Raw genomic sequence first — 17,049 nt, forward strand, 5'->3', positions numbered from 1 at the left:
TGGCCGCCAACCTGCACAGCTCTGTGGTCACCTCGACGATGTCGATGGGCTTGGTCCAGTAGCCGGTGAAGCCTTCGGCCTTGGCGCGGGCCACGTCTTCGGGCATGGCATCGGCCGAGCACATGTAGGCGGGCACGCTGGCCATGCCGGGCAGCTTGCGCAGCGCTTTCAGCACATCGAAGCCCGACATGCCGGGCAGGTGGGCGTCGAGCACCAGCACCTGGGGCGGGGATTCCTGTACGAGGCTGACGGCGGTCTGGCCGTCTTCGGCGATGTCGAGGGCGATCTGACCGTAGGGGCGCAAGGCCTCTTCGAACAACATGGCGTTGATGCGGTTGTCCTCGACGTACAGCACCCGCAGGGCTTGCGCGGGGCTGTGTGAGGTCTGTGCTGTGGGCATGTCGATGACAGGGTGAGGGCTGGTGGATGGGCTCGTGGCCACCAGGCCAGGATCGGGTGATGCGGCGGGCAGGATGATGCGCACAGTGGTGCCATGCTCCGGCTGACTTCGGATGTCCACACGGCCCTGCATGGCCTCGATCAGCGTGCGGGTGATGATAAGGCCAAGGCCTGTGCCTTCGATGCTGGACGTCTCTCTGCCCAATCGTTCAAATGGCTGATACAGACGTGCCAATTCCGCAGCCGTCATGCCTGGGCCGGTGTCGGTGATGCACAGTGCAAACTGGCCATCGGGTTGCGGTTCGATGGCGAACCGGACGTCGCCACCCGGCCGGTTGTACTTGATGGCGTTGGAGCCGATGTTCATGATCGCCTGGCGCAGGCGCTGGGCATCGGCCAGCACGGTGGCATCCTGGCTGGCTTGCACCACGAGCGAGACGTCTCGGCCCTGGGCCAGTGGGGCGAGCATGTCGGTGCACTGGCGCAGCTCCTGCACCAGAGAAAGGGGCTCGGTCCGCAGGCTGAGCTTGCCGGTCTCCACCTGCTGCAGGTCGAGCACGTCGTTGACCAGGCCCATGAGGTGCTGGCTGGCCTGGCGGATCTGGCTGACGTAGTTGAGCACGCCCTCGTCGGCGTCTGCCTGCCCGAGGCGCAACTGCAGCAGGTGCGCAAAGCCATTGACGGCGTTCAGCGGGGTGCGGATCTCGTGGCTCATGCGCGAGAGGAACTCGCTCTTGGCACTGCTGGCGGCCTCGGCCGCGTGCTTGTCGCGCAGGGACTGTTCGGCCTGCTTGAGCAGGGTGATGTCGGAGTGCGTGCCGACCAGGCGCAGGGGGCGACCGTCGTGGGCGCGGCTGACGACCTTGCCGCGCGACAGGATCCACACCGCGTGCCCCTCTTTGTGCAGCATGCGGAACTCGCTCTGGTAGAGCCCGGAGGCTTCGCTCAGGTAGCGGAAGAACTCGCGCCGCACCCGTTCGGTGTCATCGGGGTGAACGAGGGAGAGCATCGCGTCGGTGTCGTTGGCCAGCTCTTCGTCGCTGTGACCCAGCAGGGCCTTCCATTGGGGCGAGAGAAAAAGCGTGCGGGTGTCGACCTCGTAGTCCCAGACGCCATCGCCCGCGCCGTCGAGGGCGAACTTCCAGCGCTCCTCGCTGATGCGCAGCTTCTCGGCGGCGATCTGGCGCTCGGTCATGTCGCGCGTCAGGAAGAGGGTTTGGCCGTCGGGCATGGGGGTCATGCGGGCTTCGAAGTGGCGCGCCACGCCGTCGGGCGTGACCAGACTGTATTCCAGCCGCTGTGGCAAGCCGGTGCGCTGGGCTTCGCGCATGGCCTCGCGCTGCAGCGCCGCCTGCTCGGTCGGGATGGCCTGGCCCAGCGGCTTGCCCTTGACCTCGTGGAGGGGGCGCATCAGCATGGGGTGATCGGCGTGGGCGTCCACGTAGCGGCCTTCGGCATCGAAAACCAGCCAGAGGTCGGGCAGTGCCTTGAGCACGGCCGAGAGCCGGGCTTCGGTTTCCTGCAGGGCCTGCTGCTTCTGGGCCAGCAACGCGGCGTCGAGCTTGTTGCGCGTGATGTCCATCGCAAAGTGCACCACGCTGCCGTCCTGCAGCACGTGGTCTTTCAACAGCAGCCAGCCCTTTTTGAAATACACCTCCACGGGGGTCTTGTGCTCGTGCAGGGCCAGGCGCCAGGCCAGAAAGGCCTCTTCGTCCAGCGAGGTCTGGGCATAGGCACCTTGCCGGTAAAGGCGGCGGATGGTGTCCGGCCAGGTGGTGTCGATGGACTCTCGGCCTTCGGTGACGTGGTCCAGCCACCAGGTGTTGTGCAACAGGATGCGGCCATCCGCAGCGCTGATCATCACGCCCACATGGAAGGATTCGATGGCCTGGCGCAGCAGGGTGTCGGCCTTGCGCGCCTCCTGTTCGGTGGCGAGCTGGCGCGTGACATTGCGGCTCGCCCCCCGGTAGCCCATGAACACACCCTGCGAGCTGAACACCGGGGTGCCGCTGATGCTCACGGTGATGCGGCCACGGGGCGTGATGCGGTCGGCGATGGCGTCCTGGAAGGGGGCTCGGCTCAGGCGCGCCTGGCAGAAGCGGGTCCAGCTGACGCGGGTTTCGTCGTCACGCGGAATGTAGATGTCGTCGGCGCGCAGGCCGATTTCGGCCGAGGGGGCCAGACCGGTGTGCTGAACCAGGCTGGCCGAGACCCACTGGATCTGCCCCTTGGCATTGGTTTCCCAGAGCCAGTCGCTGCCCGCCAGGCTGGCGGTCCGGACGCGCTGCTCCATCAGCTGGAAGCGATGCGCCTGCAACTGCGAAGAGAGCAGGGCGGCCGCGGCCAGGGCGCAGTCGTGGAGGGCCGCCTGTTCGCGCGGCGTCCACTGGCGTGGAACGGTGTCGAGCACGCACAAGGTGCCCAGCGCCAGGCCTTCGACCATGAGCGGTGCGCCGGCATAGGCCTTGGCGTGGGGCGCGGCGGCCAAGCCGTCCGGGTCGGTCAGGAAAAGGGGCTGGGCGGTGGTGATCACCTGCTCGCACATCGAGCCCGAGCGCGTCTGCTGCCGGCCTGGCAGGCCCACGCGGGTGACGTACCAGACCGTGTGGTTGTCCACCAGCGTGATGGTGGCCATGGGGGTCTGGAGCAGGCTGGCCGCGGTGCGGGTCAGGGCATCGAAGGCAGGCGGCGGGGTGCCTTCCAGAAGCTGGCTGGCCTGCACCAGGTTCAGGCGTTCTGCATCTTCCTGTGCGGCGTTCAAGGTCATCGCATCTCTGGCTCGTCTCCGTGACGTCGTTGGACTGTATCGCAAGCAGCGTGCGCTGCCCCGTCACGGACTCACTGGGGCAGGGTGTCTGAGAAGCTGAGGATGTCGAAGCGGATCTGGGTACTGGTCGGGTCGGTGGGGGGCGCACCCATGCTGATGACGCCGCAGCCATGCAGGGTGCAGGTGCCTCGCCGCAGCGTCAGCACCTGGTCGTCGCTGTCGAACTTGACGTGCGTGCCGTTGTAGCTGAGGTCACTGAGGTAAATGTGCCCGCTGTGAGACTCGATGCGCGCGTGCGAACGCGACACGCGTGAATCGCTCACGCAGAAACTGGCCTGTGGGCTTCTGCCCAACACCAGGGGCATGCTGGCGGTGGAGAAGATGCGCTCGGTCGACAGCCACTGCAGGCGGATGCCTTCCGGCATGTCGGTGGCCGGTGCGTCCATGATCATGGTGGAAACGGTGTCGCCAAAGCGGCGGCTTTCCATGCGCAGCACGGGCACCGGCTCCTTGCGCCCGCGCAGGTGGAGCTTGTCGATGCTGCGGAAACGCTCGTGCTGGTCCGAGGGCAGTTCGCGCAGCAGCTGGGCCGTGGTGAGGGTTTCGTTGTCGCCTGCCAGGTCGAGCAGGCGGGCGGCCACGTTGACGGCATCGCCAAAGCAGTCGCCTTCCACCTCCACCATTTCGCCCCACGCAATCGCGACCTTGAGCTTGATGGCGGCCACCTTGATCGGCAGGCCATCGGCCACCGGCGCGATGCGGTCCAGCGAGTCGTGCAGGTTGGCGGCCGACTCGACCGCCCGTTCCGCGTCGTCGAACACGGCCATCAGGCCGTCCCCCAGGGTCTTGACCACACGGCCACCCGCCCGGGCAATGATCTGCCCCAGCATGGCCAGGCTGTGCGTCACCACCGTCGCCGCTTCGGTGTTGCCCAGCTTGAGATAGAGCGCCGTGCTGCCCCGCAGGTCAGCAAACAGGATGGCGCGTTCCTTGGTCGTCCCCATGGGTGCGGATGATCCCCCCAAAACGCCCCGCGTGGCGTGATGAATTGCACGATCTTCGGGGGCAAGTTCGGGAGACCCTGGTTCGCGCCGGGGCATGGGGGGCGTCAACTCAGGCGGCTTCGTGCGCCAAGCGGAAGGTGCCCACCCCTTGCAAGAGGCCCTCGGCCAGCTGGCTCAGGCTGTCGGCCGCTGCGGCGCTCTGCTCAACCAGCGCGGCATTCTGTTGCGTGGCGCCGTCGATCTGGGTGATGGCGGCGCTGGCCCCGTTCACGCCGTCGGTCTGCTCTTTGGTCGAGGTGCTGATCTCTTCGATCAGCTGGGCCATCTCGCGCACGTGTGTGACCATGTCCTGGATGGTCTGCCCGGCGTCGGCCACTTCGAGCGAGCCGGCCTCCACCCGCTCGCCGCTGGCGGTGATGAGGGATTTGATCTCGCGCGCGGCTTCGCTGGCGCGGTGGGCCAGTGAGCGCACCTCGGCAGCCACCACTGCAAAGCCACGGCCGTGCTCATTGGCCCGGGCGGCCTCCACGGCGGCGTTCAGGGCCAGGATGTTGGTCTGGAAGGCGATGCTGTCGATCACGCTGGTGATGTCGCTGATCTGGCGGCTGGCCTGTGAGATGGCGCCCATGGTGTGCACCACACGGCCCACGGCCTGGCGCCCCACCTCGGCGGCCTCCGTGGCCTGGCGTGCCATCACCGCGGCCTGGTCGGCATGGCGGGCGTTGAAGGCCACGGTGTTCTGCAGCTCGACCATGGTTGCCGCCGTCTGCTGCAGGTGGCTGGCCTGCTCCTCGGTGCGCTGAGACAGGTCGGCGTTGCCCGCCGCGATCTGGCGCGAGGCCGATGCGATGTTGCTGGCCGAGTGGCGTATGCCGCCCACCACCTCCTGCAGGCGCTGCTGCATGGCGCGCATGGCGGCCAGGATGCTGCCCGTGTCGCCCGCGGCCAGGTGGATCTCGGTGTGGAGGTGGCCAGCGGCCACTTCGCGGGCCAGGCGCACGGCGTCATCGGGCTCGCCGCCCAGTTGCCGCAGCACGGTGGACGACAGGCGCCAACCCAGCAACCCTGCCGACACCACGGTCAACAAGGCCAGGCCCAGCACCGTCCAGGTTACCTGGCGGAAGGTGGAGGTGGCGCTGGCCGCGGCGGCGGCACCCACGTCTTCCTTCTGGCTGGCGAGCTGGGCCATTGCTTCCGTGAGCCGCTGGAAAGAGGCCTTGGCCTTGTCGTTCAGGGCATCCAGCTCGGGCTGTGCGCTGGGCAGGGGCGAGGCCTGCACCGCATCCAGAAAGGCCAGGCCATCTGGCAGGTACTCGGTCAGGCGGGCGTCGGTGCGGGCCAGGGCCGCCTGTTCATCGGGCGTGACCAGGGCAGGGCGGGCACGGTCCAGCCAGCTGCGCGAGGCGGCCAGGTGTTGGTTGAAGAGCTGGCGGTAGTGGTCGCGATCGGCCTGGTCGGCAGCGCGCGCGAACTGCGCCCGATAACGCGCCACCTGGATGAGCTGCACCTCGGCCTCTTTCACGGCCGAAAGGCCGAGCAGGTGCCGTTCATAAAGGGTGGATGCATCCTGACTGACCTGTTGAAGGCCGATCACCGCGCCCGCGCCACTGATGACGCCAGTCAGGGCAACGGCCGCGAAGGCGCCCAACAGGCGCGCTCTGAGAGAAGAAGGGATACCAAGCATGGAGACGTCGATGAAAGAGAGGCCCTCCTCATCGACTGGGGCCGCCGCCCCTTGAGGTCACCACCTTGATCCGCGTCAAGCTTGAATGACAAATCGCGCCAGCGTGGCCCGGTGGGTGGCCCCGCGACTGCCCGAGTGACTCAGCGCTGGATCTCGGAGACGATCTCTTCGCTGATGGCCTGCACCTGCTTGCGGCTGGTGGCCGGCCACTCGAAAAATTCCACTTCGGCGTTCACGAAGGCATCGCCCACGAGGATCAGCGGCCGCACCACTGCCGTTCGCAGGGGACGCCGTTGCCGTGCCCGTAGTTGTCCATCTTCACGCCTGGGCAGTGGGCGAAGAAGTATTTGGCCTCGTCGCACGAGGTCATTTGCGAGCAGTATTTTCGGCCATCGCAATGGAAGGATGACCGCGGAGGTGCGGGGGCTCGGGCCGGATCTGCCGCAGTGGGGGCATCTGGCGTCGCCACCAGGCGAGGATCGGCGCGAGGCGGCTTGGCTTGCCCCTTCTCCAAGGCCAGTTGCTTCTGCCGTTGGGCATTGAGTTCTTCAACGGTGGGCGCTGCCTTGGGGCGTTCCTCTTTTGCATGGCAGGGCGCCTGCTGATAATGCACCGCGCCGTTGACCTGGCATTTATGGATTTGGGCGTTGGCGCTGAAACCCATGGTCATCAGCAGCGCGGCCAACAGGCAATTCAGGGAGCGAGGTTTGTTCATGGCGGCGCTACCCAACCAGCAGGTACAGCGCTGGTGGGACAAAGACGAGTGTGAATGCAAGCACGACCGCTGCGGCCGGCGAAACCATGGGGCGCAGCAGCCAAGTGAAGGCGATGGTGGCGGCCAGGTACTGAAGGCTCGCCATCAGCACCGCTGGCGCCCCGGTGACAAAAGCGCCCTCGGAAGAGCGGCGCCCGGGCGAATGAAAGAAGCCGCCGCCAGCAACGATGAGCCAACCACCAACGAGCGATAGCAAGCCGAAGGCCAGTACGGCGAGGGCCGCGGGCAAAGCTGGGCGGGGATGACTCATGGGGGCTGACGTGTTTGCAACGACGGAAGACTTTGCCACAGGTGGCAAACAAGGTTGGGGCGCTGCGCACCTGAGCAGAAAACGCTGGGTCAATACATGTTGGCGTCCGCTTGACCGCCCAGTTAGGCGCAGCACCCGTTGCAAGATGCTTTTTCTGACTATATGAGTTCAATGTCATTTTCCGCGCACCATTGGCGAAGGCGAGATTCCTTGGCTGCCTTTTCGTATGCAAACCATGCTTCCAGTTGACCTTTTCGTTCCAATAGCGCTTTGAAATTGCCATAGGCGCAGCTCTTGTGAAAAAATCCCAGAACCGTAGATAAATCGTTGGGCAGATGCTCTTCTGCGAACTCGATCGCCAAGTTCTTGCCAAGTTTCAATTCAGACTTGTCCGGGAGTGATAGGTAGGGGCCCCCGTCAATGTCTTCAGGCGGCTCCTCGTCTAGCTCCATATCGCCGGAAACGATATGAACGGTGCCTCGCTCCAGGCTCAGGAAGGCTTGTGTATCCATCAGATCACCGAAGGCGCAGAACTCGTAGCCATCAAGGATTTCGCTGAACTTTGCTTTGGTCATTGCGAATTGCTCAATGTGGATTTTCGTGAGCGCCTAACGCCCAGGTTAACCGGCGCCGGAGCCCGTTAGGTCGGAGTGTCCACAAAAGTCAGGCAAGGTTCGCGTCCGCTTGACCGTACAGTTAGGCTGAGGCGCGGAGAGGAAGGTGGTTGAGAACAAGCGAACCATATTTTCTTCCGTTAGCTATGAATTTCCAAAAAAGTCGGGCAAGCGCCTTTATTGCGCCTCACGCCTAAAGGCACAATACCTAAAAATAGGTTGACTCACTTTCCCCGATTGATTTCATAAATGACATGGCGGCATCTTTTCCGCGCGCCCAGTCGCCATGGTTTTTGAAAGCCTCTACAACCTCTCCCCAAGTCGGGTTTGAGAATGATTCGATAATTAGTGTATGCGTATCGATGACACAGTATCCATCGCCGCGTCCTTCCACCAAGTTGCTGTATTGAATAACCTTGTATGTTTCGCCTGACTCTTTTTCCAGGAATTTTTCCCCGATTGTGATTTTTTCTGCCTCGGTATTTGCATTGTTTATTTCTTGGTGGTAATTATTAAACCTCTTTGCGATGTCTAGTCTTGTTTTTTGATCGGCCCCTATCTCCATGAGCGCTCGAAGAGGCAATAAAGCCCCTTGAGGGCCAAATTTTCCCCAATCCTCTTTTGCCTTGAAGAGGTTGATTTCAGGCACCTTGAGGCTAACTTTGTACAAAATGGGTTTCCCGTCGGTTACGTTGTCAAGAAAGGCCTTCGCACCTATCGCAGACAAAGCTTCAAGCCGCCCTCCAAAATGGGAGGCCGGCCGGAATTCTTGTATTCCAGCCGTTAGGCTTCCGTGGAACACTTCAATGTTTAGTGTTTTATTCATGTGATTTTTGGATGGCTGCAATGCTCTTATGCGGACTAACCAAGGTAAGCGGCGCCGGAGCACCGAAGGTGCGCAGGGCACCAACACTGGCCATGAAGATGGCGAAGCCATGGCCAGTGTTGGCGTCCGCTTGACCGCACAGTTAGGCGCTGGTTGGTGATGGCGCGGTGCGTGGCAACGCTAGTTTGATTGGTAGAGGGACCAAGCGACAAAGCACGCACCAGCAATGATGCCGATGATGACGAGGTTGGCAACAAGCTCAGCGGTTTGCTGGCTCATACGCGTTGTGCGTTGAAGCACCCAGGCCATGCCGGCCGCAGGTAACTCAAACAACGCTTGTGCAAGGAACTCAGCAATGGCCATTTTCGTGTGCCTCTGGGAGCCTAACGCCCAAGGTAAGCGGCGCCGGAGCACCGAAGGTGCGTAGGGCACCAACACTGGCCATGAAAATGCCGAAGGCATGGCCAGTGTTGGCGTCCGCTTGACCGACCAGTTAGGCTGGGGCGCGTAGAGGTAGCCATTTGAGTTGGCTTAGAAGGGGATATCGTCATCGTATGGCTCTACGCTACTCGGCTCTGGCTCCCAATGACCGCATAGCCTGCATGATCGGGTGACTGAGTCGACTGCCTTTGCCCTACACACAGAACATACAAGCAACTCTGGTGGGTTGGCGGATGAGCGGTTCATCTTTCGACGTTCGGCTGCGCGACCAAACTCCGGATTGGACATCAGTAGCTCGTGATATGTCCCGTCTTTGTATTGGCCATAGTCGAGATATTCGAAGGCCAACTCCTGCCTTGCAAAGTGGAAAGCGAACTCTAGTGATCGGCCAAGTATTGCGTCTGCCTCTTGCTTGGTTGTGGTCCATGCAAAGTGCTCAATGGCGTTTCTGGTCGCGCGCAAGGCCCTTAGCAGTTGAAGGTCATCGCCGTGAAAGTCCACCGCGCCGATGCTTTTCAATCGTTCAGCTGCTCGCTCTGCGCCCACTGTGCGCGCGTTCAAGTTTGGATACTGGTCCACGTTCTCCCAGATGAGTGATGGGTGCAGACGGCGAAGGCGCTCCTTTAGAAAAAGTTCTATCGCATGGGCAACGGCTTGAACAGCTTGCTTGAGCCTTCTCGCTTCGTGTTGCTGATCACCCCATACGATCAATTCAAATGCGCGATCGAGTGAGTCGTGAGCGTTCTCGAGCAGATTGAATTCGATCTTCATAAGCGAAGGCCTAACGCCCAAGGTAAGGGGCGCCCATAAGGCCTGCCCGAAGCGATGGCAAGTATCCGCGTCCCCTTGACCGCCCAGTTAGGCCAAAGTGTGGGCTGATGCTGGATTTAGCTGTTGCGTGCATTGCCTTGCGCCTGCTCAAGCTGTGAGATGTGCTGGATCCAAGGCATTGAAGAACTGCACCATTTTTGCCATGTTGGCGGAAGTTGTGAGCGTTCGTCAAGGACGCCAACGCGAAGCCCAATCGCAGATGGATTTTCGACGCCATAGGTGAAGAGCGGGGAGCCTCATTCCGGGCAGAACGCCTGGGCTCTGTGAGAGCCGCTTTCAGCGACTTTCACATAAATCTTGGGCTCGCCAGATTCGATCTGAAATGTGCCGGTGATGGCTGGAACTGAAAGCCGGAAGGCTGTGCCAGTGAGCTTCTGGCAATCATTGCAATGACACACGCTGGTTAGTTTCGGATCAACTTCCGCACTGAATTTGACAAGGCCGCAATGGCAACTACCGTGGACTTTCATTGGTGCCTTCCGATTGCTGGGAGAGTTATGAGGGGCCTAACGCCCAAGTTAACCGGCAATAATGCGAAGCATTATTGTCCGCGTTGAGCGCCCAGTTAGGCTTACTCGCTGCATATTCGGCGTATTGGCGGTTAGTAATCCAAGATGACAAAAACACTTTTTGCTGTATCGTAAAGGACAAATATTGAGTATATAAATGAGGCAATAAGTGTTGCTTGAAATACTTCCGATGGCACAGCAATGGGGGGATTTTTGGCTGACTCAAGTGCAACGATAAGTAAAGATACGGCAACTAAAGCGACCTGCTCCTTTATGGATAGAAGCATTTCATTTCGTGTCGATTCAAATTCTGCGCGCTGCCCTGTCTGGTCAATTATTTCTCTGATTTTCGTGAGAACGATTCCGAGAGTCGCTGTATTTACTGCGAGCAGCGCAACTTGGAGGTTGGTTATATTTGACTTCAAAAAATTAAATATGAAGTCTGACTGTATCTGGTGCAAGAAGAATTGCACGGCGCATGCTGCGCCCAATGACATAAAAGTAGTTCGTAGAACGCCGATGTTCATCGCAAAGCTTCCCTGATGATTTCGGCAATTTCGCTGGCGCCAGCCGTTATTTCAATGCCTGACAAGTGCACCTCACGCCGGGAGTTGGAAGTTTGAAAGCGTTTTCTGATTCCTTTTATTTTCAGCTTTATATCTCCTGCGCCTTGACTTGTGTACTCAACCAACCCTTGAATGGTTGCATTTTCCTGCGAAATGTCAAGTGACGATGAGGGGGCAGCGCGCAGCGTCAATTGCTCTCTAACTGCGTTTGTTTCCTTACCAAGATTTTTTAAGGTTTTCGCTAGAGTCTTTGAAATATTCGCCATGTTTGGCGTTATGAATTCAAACTCTAGCCAAGTAATTCTGTTGCTGTACTCGTTGACCAAGCCCCAAAAATAAGCCTCATTGAACAGCGGCTCTATTTGAAGGCTCAGACCAATTCTGTCGAGCATGCCTCGCGTTCCACGGAGAATTATGTTTGCAGCGGTATCGGTGTTTGCGAATGCGGTTACGCGATCTTGAATTATCAATAGTTGATCGTCTGCGTTGTTTAGGATGTAGGCTTCTATATGCGGCCAATTTTCAACCTTTTCACGCCTGTAGTCATGCGTTTCTCTGGTCAGTGGCCTACTGGGCGCGAGTTGAATCTTGAAAAAGTCCGGCCCAATAGTCTCAATCGATATGTTTATCTCCACCCGTTTGTGATTGATCTTTGGTAGATGAAAAAGTGCTTCCGCAAAATATAGATTCTTGTGCGAAATTATCTCTTCAGATGATCGGTCGTGGTATAGATCTTTGGTTTCGTTTCGGTCCAAAGGTAGCAACTGGTATCGGTATGCTCTGAATATTGTGTGTGTGCTCATGTACTTCGTTCCCTGAACAATTTTTGTAAGGTAAGCCTAACTGTAATTTCGGCGTCACCAACGACGGCATAACCACGGCGCACCGTCACCAGCGACGCATAACCTCATAACGATTACGCATGCAAGCACTTGATTTCGCGCATTTTTTTGTCGCCCCATCGTCGATTTCCCCTTGTTACACATCAAAGGCTACCCGCCCCGTCGCACCCGGTCAATCGGCCACTCGGTCAGGCGCAGCGTCGCCACATCACCCTCACTTGGCTCGCGCCACCCCCGATAGGGGTTCCGCCCGCATCCCCTCCTTGGCTACGGTTCCACCCCGAAGCGCCGGCACGGTGTCGGCCTGCTTCGTTCATTCATTCATCAAGCAAACCAAGAGGAAGGATGCACACATGAGCCAGAACCTGATTTCGCTGAACCTGAGCGACGCCGATTTCGCCGAGATTGACGCGGCCCTGGGCGTGCTGGAGGCCAAGCTGGCCGGCTTGCCCGATCTGGACGCCGACGAGCGCAGGGGGCTGACCCGGATGGGCGACAAGTCCGAGGCCTTTTGCCGCCAGACGCTGGTGGTGCTGAGCCAGAACCCGCAGGTGATCCCGCCCACGCTCGACCTGGCCGAGGCCGAACGCGATCTGCTCAACCTCGATGCCCTGCGCCGCCGCAGCAGCCGCCTGCGCCAGCTGCTCGGCCGGGTGGACGACGCCGAAACCGCCCTGGGCAGCGATGTGATGAGCGCCTCGCTGGAGGGCTACGCCCTGCTGAAGGTGCTGGGCAAGGGCTCGGGCCTGGAATCGCTGCGCCAGGCCATCTCGGCCCGCTTTGCGCGCAGCCCCCGCGCCACGGCTGTCGCGGCGGTCGCGGCCAACGCCCGCTGAATGGGCCTGGCTCGCCGTGCCCAGTGCGCGGCCCACGCCCCACAAAGCCCCGTTCGCGGGGCTTTTTCTTTGGTGTGCCGCCCCACGTGCCCGGCGCTCGCCCCACATCGGGTGGCGTGTCGGGCTCTGTGGGCGGAGCGCCGAGCGATTTGCGCGGCGCACGACCCTTTTTGGGGCACGTGCCGAGCCAAAAGGGCGGAACGCCGCTGAAAACGTGCCGTGCGCCAACCCATTCGGGGCGCGTTCGGCGCAAAACGCCCGGCCTGGCCTCAGCGGCTCTTGAGCACCGCGATCGCCTCTTCCAGCCGCATGGCCTGGGTCTGCAGCGAGGCGGCCGATTCTGTGCTCAGTTGCACCAGGGCGGCGTTTTGCTGGGGGGCGTGGTGCGCAGCCAGGCCTGTAACCTTTTTCGCCCTGGCCTGTATAAGCCTGCAAACCAGACGGAATCAGGCGAGTGGACACCCAACTGTTGATCAAGCGCATCGAAAGCGGCGACCGATCGGCCTTTGCCGAGGTGGTCGGGCATTTTCAGCGCCCCTTGTTTGGCTATCTGGGGCGCATGGGCCTGAGCCAGGCGCAGGCCGAGGAGGTGGCGCAAGACACTTTTTTGCGCGCCTGGCAGCGCTGGGCTGATTACGACCCTGGCAAAGCGGCCTTGTCGACTTGGTTGTTCACCATCGCAAGGAACCTGGCATTCAACGAGCTGACGCGGGCGTCTGCCGTGAACGAGGGTGCCTGGGGTGATGCGCCGCAGGATGTCGCTGGTGAGCAGGGGGAGCCCGAGCCGGAAGCGATGGCGCGCCAACGGCGCGAGCAACTCCGCCAGGCTTTGCGCGCGTTGCCGCCAGGTGACCGCAGCGCGCTGGCGCTGGCGTATTTCGAAGAACTGGATCTGGCCGGGATCGCCCGGATCGAAGGCTGCTCGCTGGCGGCCATCAAGGTGCGTTTGCACCGAGCGAAGCAGCGGCTGCGCGAATTGTTGGAGAACACGCGATGAACAACGACGACATCGACCGTTTGCTGGGAAGCGACTTGCTGGACGTACCTGCCGATTTCGTGCGGCGCGTGATGTGCGAGGTGCACGCGCAGCCTGCTCGGGCCAGCCGCTTCCGTGTGCCGCATGCCCTGCGATGGCTGGGCGCGGCGCTGGCCGCCGGGCTGGGTGTCTCGCAGGTGCTCGCCTTCATCTTTGGCCTTTGGACCACGTCGGTGGCGATGTGACCGTCACCTCTCACTCAATCTCTGAACGGAGCCCCGTCATGGCATCTTCCAATCTCTACCGTCCGCGTCCGATCCTTGCCTGGCTCATGTCCCTCGTCATGCCGGGCTTCGGCCAGCTCTACAACGGGCAAGCGAACAAGGGCATCTGGCTTTTCCTCGGCTTTGCGCTCCTGAGCATCCCGGGTGTGGCGGTGATTGGGCTGTACCTGCCGCCGCCCTGGATGATGGGGGCGTTGGTCCTGGGGGTGTTGCTGGCGCTGGGCATCTGGGTATGGGGCATGGTGGACGCCTGGCGTGTGGCGCGGGCCATGCAGGGGCAAGGTCAGGTGCGCGCCGCCTGGCAGCTCAGTGGGGTGTATGCGCTTGTGTTCTTGCTGTGTGATGCGTTGGCCTTGCCCCTGCTGATCGGCCATGTGCAGGCGCACCAGGTGGCGTCTTACCGCATCCCGTCGGCCAGCATGGAGCCCAGCGTGCGGCAGGGCGACATCCTCTTTGCCGACAAGCGCTACAACCACCCTGGCGCCAGCAGCGCAGTGCGCCGGGGCGACATCGCCGTCTTCACCTACCCCAATGACCGGACGCAGAACTACATCAAGCGTGTGGTCGGCCTGCCCGGAGACCAGGTCCGCATGGCAGGGCGCGGGGTCTGGATCAATGGGCAGGCCTTGACCGTGGCAGAGCACATGAGCGCCAGTGGCGTGCAGGTCACCGAGGCCATGGGCGGCCGCCAGTGGCAGGTTCAGTGGGCGATGGCCGAGGAGCCTTTGCCCCCGCGTGAGTGGACGGTTCCCCCCGGCCAGGCCTTTGTGCTGGGCGACAACCGCAGCGTCAGCACAGACACCCGCCAGTTTGGGCTGGTGCCCCTGTCGGACATCGTGGGCAAGGCCCGACAGGTGTGGTTTTCGTCGGGGCGTGCGGAAGGGGTGCGCTGGTCTCGCCTGGGCTTGACCCTCGATTGACGGCGGGGCGCTGTGAGCCGTGGTTCTAGCGGCTCTTGAACACCGCGATCGCCTCTTCCAGCCGCATGGCCTGGATCAGCTGCTTGATCTCCTTGGCCGCTTCGGCCGATCTTTGGGCCAGGCTGCGCACCTCGGTGGCGACCACGGCAAAGCCGCGGCCCTGTTCGCCGGCGCGGGCGGTTGCTGATCTCCGACATGGTTTCCACCACGCGGCCCACGACGTCGCCCCCGCGGCTGGCGGCGGTGCTGGCCTCGTTGGCCAGCCCGGTGGCACTGCGGGCGGTGTCGGTGTTGGTGCGCACGGCCGAGGTCATCTGCGACATCGAGGCCGCGGTTTGCTGCAGCTGGGCGCCGGTCTGTTCGGTGCGGGCGCTGAGGTCGTCGTTGCCCTGTGCGATGTCGTCGCTGGCGCGGCGCACGCCGTGCACCTGCTGGCCCACGTCGTCCACCAGCGATTTGAGGTTCAGGCCCGATTGGTTCACGGCCCGCATGAGCATGCCGATTTCGTCGATGCGGTTGAAGTGCAGGTTTTGCCCGGCTTGCCCGGCCGCGACGGCCTGCGCCTGGGCCAGCACCTGTTTGAGCGGGCGCACGATCTGGGCGTTGAGCGCCCAGATCTTCAGTGCGGTGCCCACGGTGAGCACGCCGGCCAGGCCGAGCATGCCGTTGTGGTCCAGGCCCAGGAAGTGGGCGCTGAACAGCGCGGCCAGAGAGATGCCGATCAAGGGCAATGCGAGTCGCCAGGTCAGCGGCAGGGTCTGCCCGATGGAACGCCAGGCCATCCACCCGGTGTGGACGATCAGCCCCCGGTGGAAGGCGCGTTGGCCGGCACGGCCTTCGCGGAAGTCCCGGTAGGCGTGTTCGGCCGCTTGCACCTCGGCCGGCATGGGCTTGGTCCACACCGACATGTAGCCCACCACGGCGCCGCCGCGGATCACGGGGGTGGCGTTGGCGCGCACCCAGTAGTGGTCGCCGTCCTTGCGGCGGTTCTTGACCAGGGCCGTCCACGACTGACCGGCCTGCAGCGTGGCCCACATGTCGGCAAAGGCCTGGGTGGGCATGTCCGGGTGGCGGACCATGTTGTGGGGCTGCCCGAGTATGTCTTCACGCTCGAAACCACTGACCTGGATGAAGGCCTAGTTGGCGTAGGTGATGTGGCTCTGCGTGTCGGTGCTCGACATCAGGGTGGCGTCGGCCGGAAAGTCGTACTCGCGTTGGGTGACAGGCAGGTTCTGGCGCATGGGGTACTTCCTAGACAAAGCGGGTGTCCGGTTGTCGGCATGGCCAGGTTGATCCTTGGGGGGGTGGGCGTCGCGTGGTGTGTGGTGTCCTAGACACTTCACCAAATGGGGCGCGCGGGCCGCTCTCCGTCAAAGGTGTCGAGGTCGCTGAGGTCGATCTCGGCCCGGGACCAGGGCGGGGTGGCGCGCAGCCAGGCGGCCATCTGGCGTGCGGCGTCCACCCGCCAGGCCCGGGTCTCGGCACAGGGGGCCGGGTTTTTGAAGGCGGCGGGCAGTCTGGCGCGCAGAGGCGGCAGGCCCCGGGCAACCAGCATGGGCGCTTCGTGCTCGACGGTGAACACGGCGTCGTGCGGGCCTTGGGTGCATTGGAAAACGTCGGTGCCCTCGCAGCGGTGCACGCCATGGGGCACGGGGGTGATCTGGAACGCTGGGTGGCGCATGCCTCAATGTAGCGTGGGGCTTCGCCCGCCCAAGCCCACGGCCTCCTTCACTTCCGCCAGGCTCCCCACCGGCGGCGAGCATTCGCCCGCGCTGCACAACCAGGCCTGGGTCTGGCCGGGCGGGGGCAGGGGTTTGTCCAGCGCTTCGGGCAGGGTGCTGGCTTCGCCGTCTTCGGGTTCGGGCAGGGCGATCACCAGGGTGTGCGGCAGGCAGTGGGTCAGCAGGGCGTCGCGCCAGGCGGGGGCCTCGGTGCCGCGCAGCACGATCAGGGTGGGGGCGTGCTGCTGTTCCAGCGCGGCGCGCAGCAGGCCCGACCAGGCGCCGGGTTGCTGTGCGGCCTGGGCCGCGAAGCGCAGCAGGGTGCGTTCGGCGGCCTGTTGGTAACGGGGCTCGCCCAGCAGCTGGCCCAGGCGCAGCAGGCTCAGGGCGGCCACGGCGTTGCCCGAGGGCAGGGCGTGGTCGGTGCCGCTCAGGCTGCGCACGATCAGGGCTTCGTGGTCGTGGCGGGTGAAGAAGAAGCCGCCTTCGGCCGGGTCTTCGAAGGCGCCCAGCAGGGCCTCGGCCAGCTGGGTGGCCCATTGGAGCTCGCTTTCCCTGAAGTCCGACTGCAGCAGGCTCAGCAGGGCGTCGAGCAGGAAAGCGTGGTCGTCGAGGTAGGCGTTCAGCGGGGCCAGCGGTGTGCCGCGTCCGTCCAGGCCGGTGGCCAGCAGGCGGTGGCCGCCTGGCGCGCCGGATTCGGGCACCCACAGCGCCGTGTGCAGGGCCTGCAGGGCACGGCGGGCGGCCAGCACCCAGTCGGGTCGGCCGGCCACCTGGGCGGCGCGCACCAGGCCCTTGATGGCC

At 62.8% G+C, this 17,049-nt stretch carries 18 protein-coding genes and 2 pseudogenes; 4 read left to right on the plus strand and 16 right to left on the minus strand.

Annotation, left to right across the window (positions count from 1 at the left end):
- From QZ994_RS13170 to QZ994_RS13225, 13 genes are all read right to left on the minus strand, one after another.
- Positions 1-3,166: PAS domain-containing protein (locus QZ994_RS13170; RefSeq protein WP_290872244.1), on the minus strand; the 3,166-nt coding region annotated here is incomplete at its 3' end.
- Positions 3,167-3,237: 71 nt separating this feature from the next.
- Positions 3,238-4,170 (minus strand): adenylate/guanylate cyclase domain-containing protein, encoded by a 933-nt coding sequence (locus QZ994_RS13175; RefSeq protein WP_290872247.1) that lies wholly within the window; start codon positions 4,168-4,170, stop codon positions 3,238-3,240.
- Positions 4,171-4,279: 109 nt separating this feature from the next.
- The gene (locus tag QZ994_RS13180) at positions 4,280-5,854 is read right to left on the minus strand and encodes a methyl-accepting chemotaxis protein (RefSeq protein ID WP_290872249.1); all 1,575 of its coding nucleotides are present in this window, start codon (positions 5,852-5,854) and stop codon (positions 4,280-4,282) included.
- Positions 5,855-5,994: 140 nt separating this feature from the next.
- Positions 5,995-6,123 carry a hypothetical protein gene (locus QZ994_RS13185; RefSeq protein WP_290872252.1) on the minus strand — a complete coding sequence of 43 codons (129 nt, stop codon included), beginning with the start codon at positions 6,121-6,123 and terminating at the stop codon, positions 5,995-5,997.
- On the minus strand, positions 6,111-6,569 hold the full coding sequence (locus tag QZ994_RS13190) for an excalibur calcium-binding domain-containing protein (RefSeq protein WP_290872255.1): 459 nt from the start codon (positions 6,567-6,569) through the stop codon (positions 6,111-6,113). Before QZ994_RS13190 ends, QZ994_RS13185 begins: the two co-directional genes overlap by 13 nt.
- 7 nt (positions 6,570-6,576) lie before the next feature.
- Positions 6,577-6,879: a hypothetical protein gene (locus QZ994_RS13195; protein WP_290872258.1), complete on the minus strand. Its 303-nt coding sequence runs from the start codon at positions 6,877-6,879 to the stop codon at positions 6,577-6,579.
- 158 nt (positions 6,880-7,037) lie between these two features.
- Positions 7,038-7,454 carry a hypothetical protein gene (locus QZ994_RS13200; protein WP_290872261.1) on the minus strand — a complete coding sequence of 139 codons (417 nt, stop codon included), beginning with the start codon at positions 7,452-7,454 and terminating at the stop codon, positions 7,038-7,040.
- A gap of 247 nt (positions 7,455-7,701) precedes the next feature.
- Positions 7,702-8,319 carry a hypothetical protein gene (locus tag QZ994_RS13205; RefSeq protein ID WP_290872264.1) on the minus strand — a complete coding sequence of 206 codons (618 nt, stop codon included), beginning with the start codon at positions 8,317-8,319 and terminating at the stop codon, positions 7,702-7,704.
- Between the two features lie 180 nt (positions 8,320-8,499).
- Positions 8,500-8,682: a hypothetical protein gene (locus QZ994_RS13210; RefSeq protein WP_290872267.1), complete on the minus strand. Its 183-nt coding sequence runs from the start codon at positions 8,680-8,682 to the stop codon at positions 8,500-8,502.
- A gap of 168 nt (positions 8,683-8,850) precedes the next feature.
- Positions 8,851-9,531: a hypothetical protein gene (locus QZ994_RS13215; RefSeq protein WP_290872270.1), complete on the minus strand. Its 681-nt coding sequence runs from the start codon at positions 9,529-9,531 to the stop codon at positions 8,851-8,853.
- A gap of 296 nt (positions 9,532-9,827) precedes the next feature.
- Positions 9,828-10,061 (minus strand): GFA family protein, encoded by a 234-nt coding sequence (locus QZ994_RS20040; protein ID WP_367172314.1) that lies wholly within the window; start codon positions 10,059-10,061, stop codon positions 9,828-9,830.
- Between the two features lie 131 nt (positions 10,062-10,192).
- Positions 10,193-10,627 (minus strand): hypothetical protein, encoded by a 435-nt coding sequence (locus QZ994_RS13220; protein ID WP_290872273.1) that lies wholly within the window; start codon positions 10,625-10,627, stop codon positions 10,193-10,195.
- Positions 10,624-11,469: a hypothetical protein gene (locus QZ994_RS13225; RefSeq protein ID WP_290872276.1), complete on the minus strand. Its 846-nt coding sequence runs from the start codon at positions 11,467-11,469 to the stop codon at positions 10,624-10,626. The genes QZ994_RS13220 and QZ994_RS13225 overlap by 4 nt, the downstream gene beginning before the upstream one ends.
- Positions 11,470-11,861: 392 nt before the next feature.
- Here QZ994_RS13225 and QZ994_RS13230 point away from each other — a divergent pair, with 392 nt between their 5' ends.
- From QZ994_RS13230 to lepB, 4 genes are all read left to right on the plus strand, one after another.
- Entirely contained in the window at positions 11,862-12,344 is a 483-nt protein-coding gene (locus QZ994_RS13230; protein ID WP_290872279.1) for a hypothetical protein, read from the plus strand.
- 454 nt (positions 12,345-12,798) lie between these two features.
- The gene (locus QZ994_RS13235; protein ID WP_290872282.1) at positions 12,799-13,341 is read left to right on the plus strand and encodes a sigma-70 family RNA polymerase sigma factor; all 543 of its coding nucleotides are present in this window, start codon (positions 12,799-12,801) and stop codon (positions 13,339-13,341) included.
- Positions 13,338-13,565, plus strand: coding sequence for a hypothetical protein (locus tag QZ994_RS13240; RefSeq protein WP_290872285.1), 228 nt, complete (start codon positions 13,338-13,340; stop codon positions 13,563-13,565). The genes QZ994_RS13235 and QZ994_RS13240 overlap by 4 nt, the downstream gene beginning before the upstream one ends.
- 38 nt (positions 13,566-13,603) lie before the next feature.
- On the plus strand, positions 13,604-14,524 hold the full coding sequence (lepB, locus tag QZ994_RS13245; RefSeq protein ID WP_290872288.1) for a signal peptidase I: 921 nt from the start codon (positions 13,604-13,606) through the stop codon (positions 14,522-14,524).
- Positions 14,525-14,597: 73 nt separating this feature from the next.
- Here the strand turns inward: lepB and QZ994_RS13250 are convergent.
- The 3 genes and pseudogenes from QZ994_RS13250 to QZ994_RS13260 all read right to left on the minus strand — a co-directional run.
- Positions 14,598-15,765: pseudogene (locus tag QZ994_RS13250) on the minus strand (methyl-accepting chemotaxis protein); the annotation flags it as partial.
- Between the two features lie 98 nt (positions 15,766-15,863).
- Positions 15,864-16,205, minus strand: a complete 342-nt coding sequence (locus QZ994_RS13255; protein WP_290872291.1) for a hypothetical protein — start codon at positions 16,203-16,205, stop codon at positions 15,864-15,866.
- Between the two features lie 3 nt (positions 16,206-16,208).
- Positions 16,209-17,049, minus strand: a pseudogene (locus tag QZ994_RS13260) (hypothetical protein); the annotation flags it as partial.

This window comes from Aquabacterium sp., from assembly GCF_021768455.1.
GTDB lineage: Bacteria > Pseudomonadota > Gammaproteobacteria > Burkholderiales > Burkholderiaceae_C > Aquabacterium.

Coding starts and splice junctions, on each gene's coding strand:
- QZ994_RS13175 (WP_290872247.1), bottom strand. CDS start 4,170: ATGGGGACGACCAAGGAACGCGCCATCCTGTTTGCTGACCTGCGGGGC.
- QZ994_RS13180 (WP_290872249.1), bottom strand. CDS start 5,854: ATGCTTGGTATCCCTTCTTCTCTCAGAGCGCGCCTGTTGGGCGCCTTC.
- QZ994_RS13190 (WP_290872255.1), bottom strand. CDS start 6,569: ATGAACAAACCTCGCTCCCTGAATTGCCTGTTGGCCGCGCTGCTGATG.
- QZ994_RS13195 (WP_290872258.1), bottom strand. CDS start 6,879: ATGAGTCATCCCCGCCCAGCTTTGCCCGCGGCCCTCGCCGTACTGGCC.
- QZ994_RS13200 (WP_290872261.1), bottom strand. CDS start 7,454: ATGACCAAAGCAAAGTTCAGCGAAATCCTTGATGGCTACGAGTTCTGC.
- QZ994_RS13205 (WP_290872264.1), bottom strand. CDS start 8,319: ATGAATAAAACACTAAACATTGAAGTGTTCCACGGAAGCCTAACGGCT.
- QZ994_RS13210 (WP_290872267.1), bottom strand. CDS start 8,682: ATGGCCATTGCTGAGTTCCTTGCACAAGCGTTGTTTGAGTTACCTGCG.
- QZ994_RS13215 (WP_290872270.1), bottom strand. CDS start 9,531: ATGAAGATCGAATTCAATCTGCTCGAGAACGCTCACGACTCACTCGAT.
- QZ994_RS20040 (WP_367172314.1), bottom strand. CDS start 10,061: ATGAAAGTCCACGGTAGTTGCCATTGCGGCCTTGTCAAATTCAGTGCG.
- QZ994_RS13220 (WP_290872273.1), bottom strand. CDS start 10,627: ATGAACATCGGCGTTCTACGAACTACTTTTATGTCATTGGGCGCAGCA.
- QZ994_RS13225 (WP_290872276.1), bottom strand. CDS start 11,469: ATGAGCACACACACAATATTCAGAGCATACCGATACCAGTTGCTACCT.
- QZ994_RS13230 (WP_290872279.1), top strand. CDS start 11,862: ATGAGCCAGAACCTGATTTCGCTGAACCTGAGCGACGCCGATTTCGCC.
- QZ994_RS13240 (WP_290872285.1), top strand. CDS start 13,338: ATGAACAACGACGACATCGACCGTTTGCTGGGAAGCGACTTGCTGGAC.
- lepB (WP_290872288.1), top strand. CDS start 13,604: ATGGCATCTTCCAATCTCTACCGTCCGCGTCCGATCCTTGCCTGGCTC.
- QZ994_RS13255 (WP_290872291.1), bottom strand. CDS start 16,205: ATGCGCCACCCAGCGTTCCAGATCACCCCCGTGCCCCATGGCGTGCAC.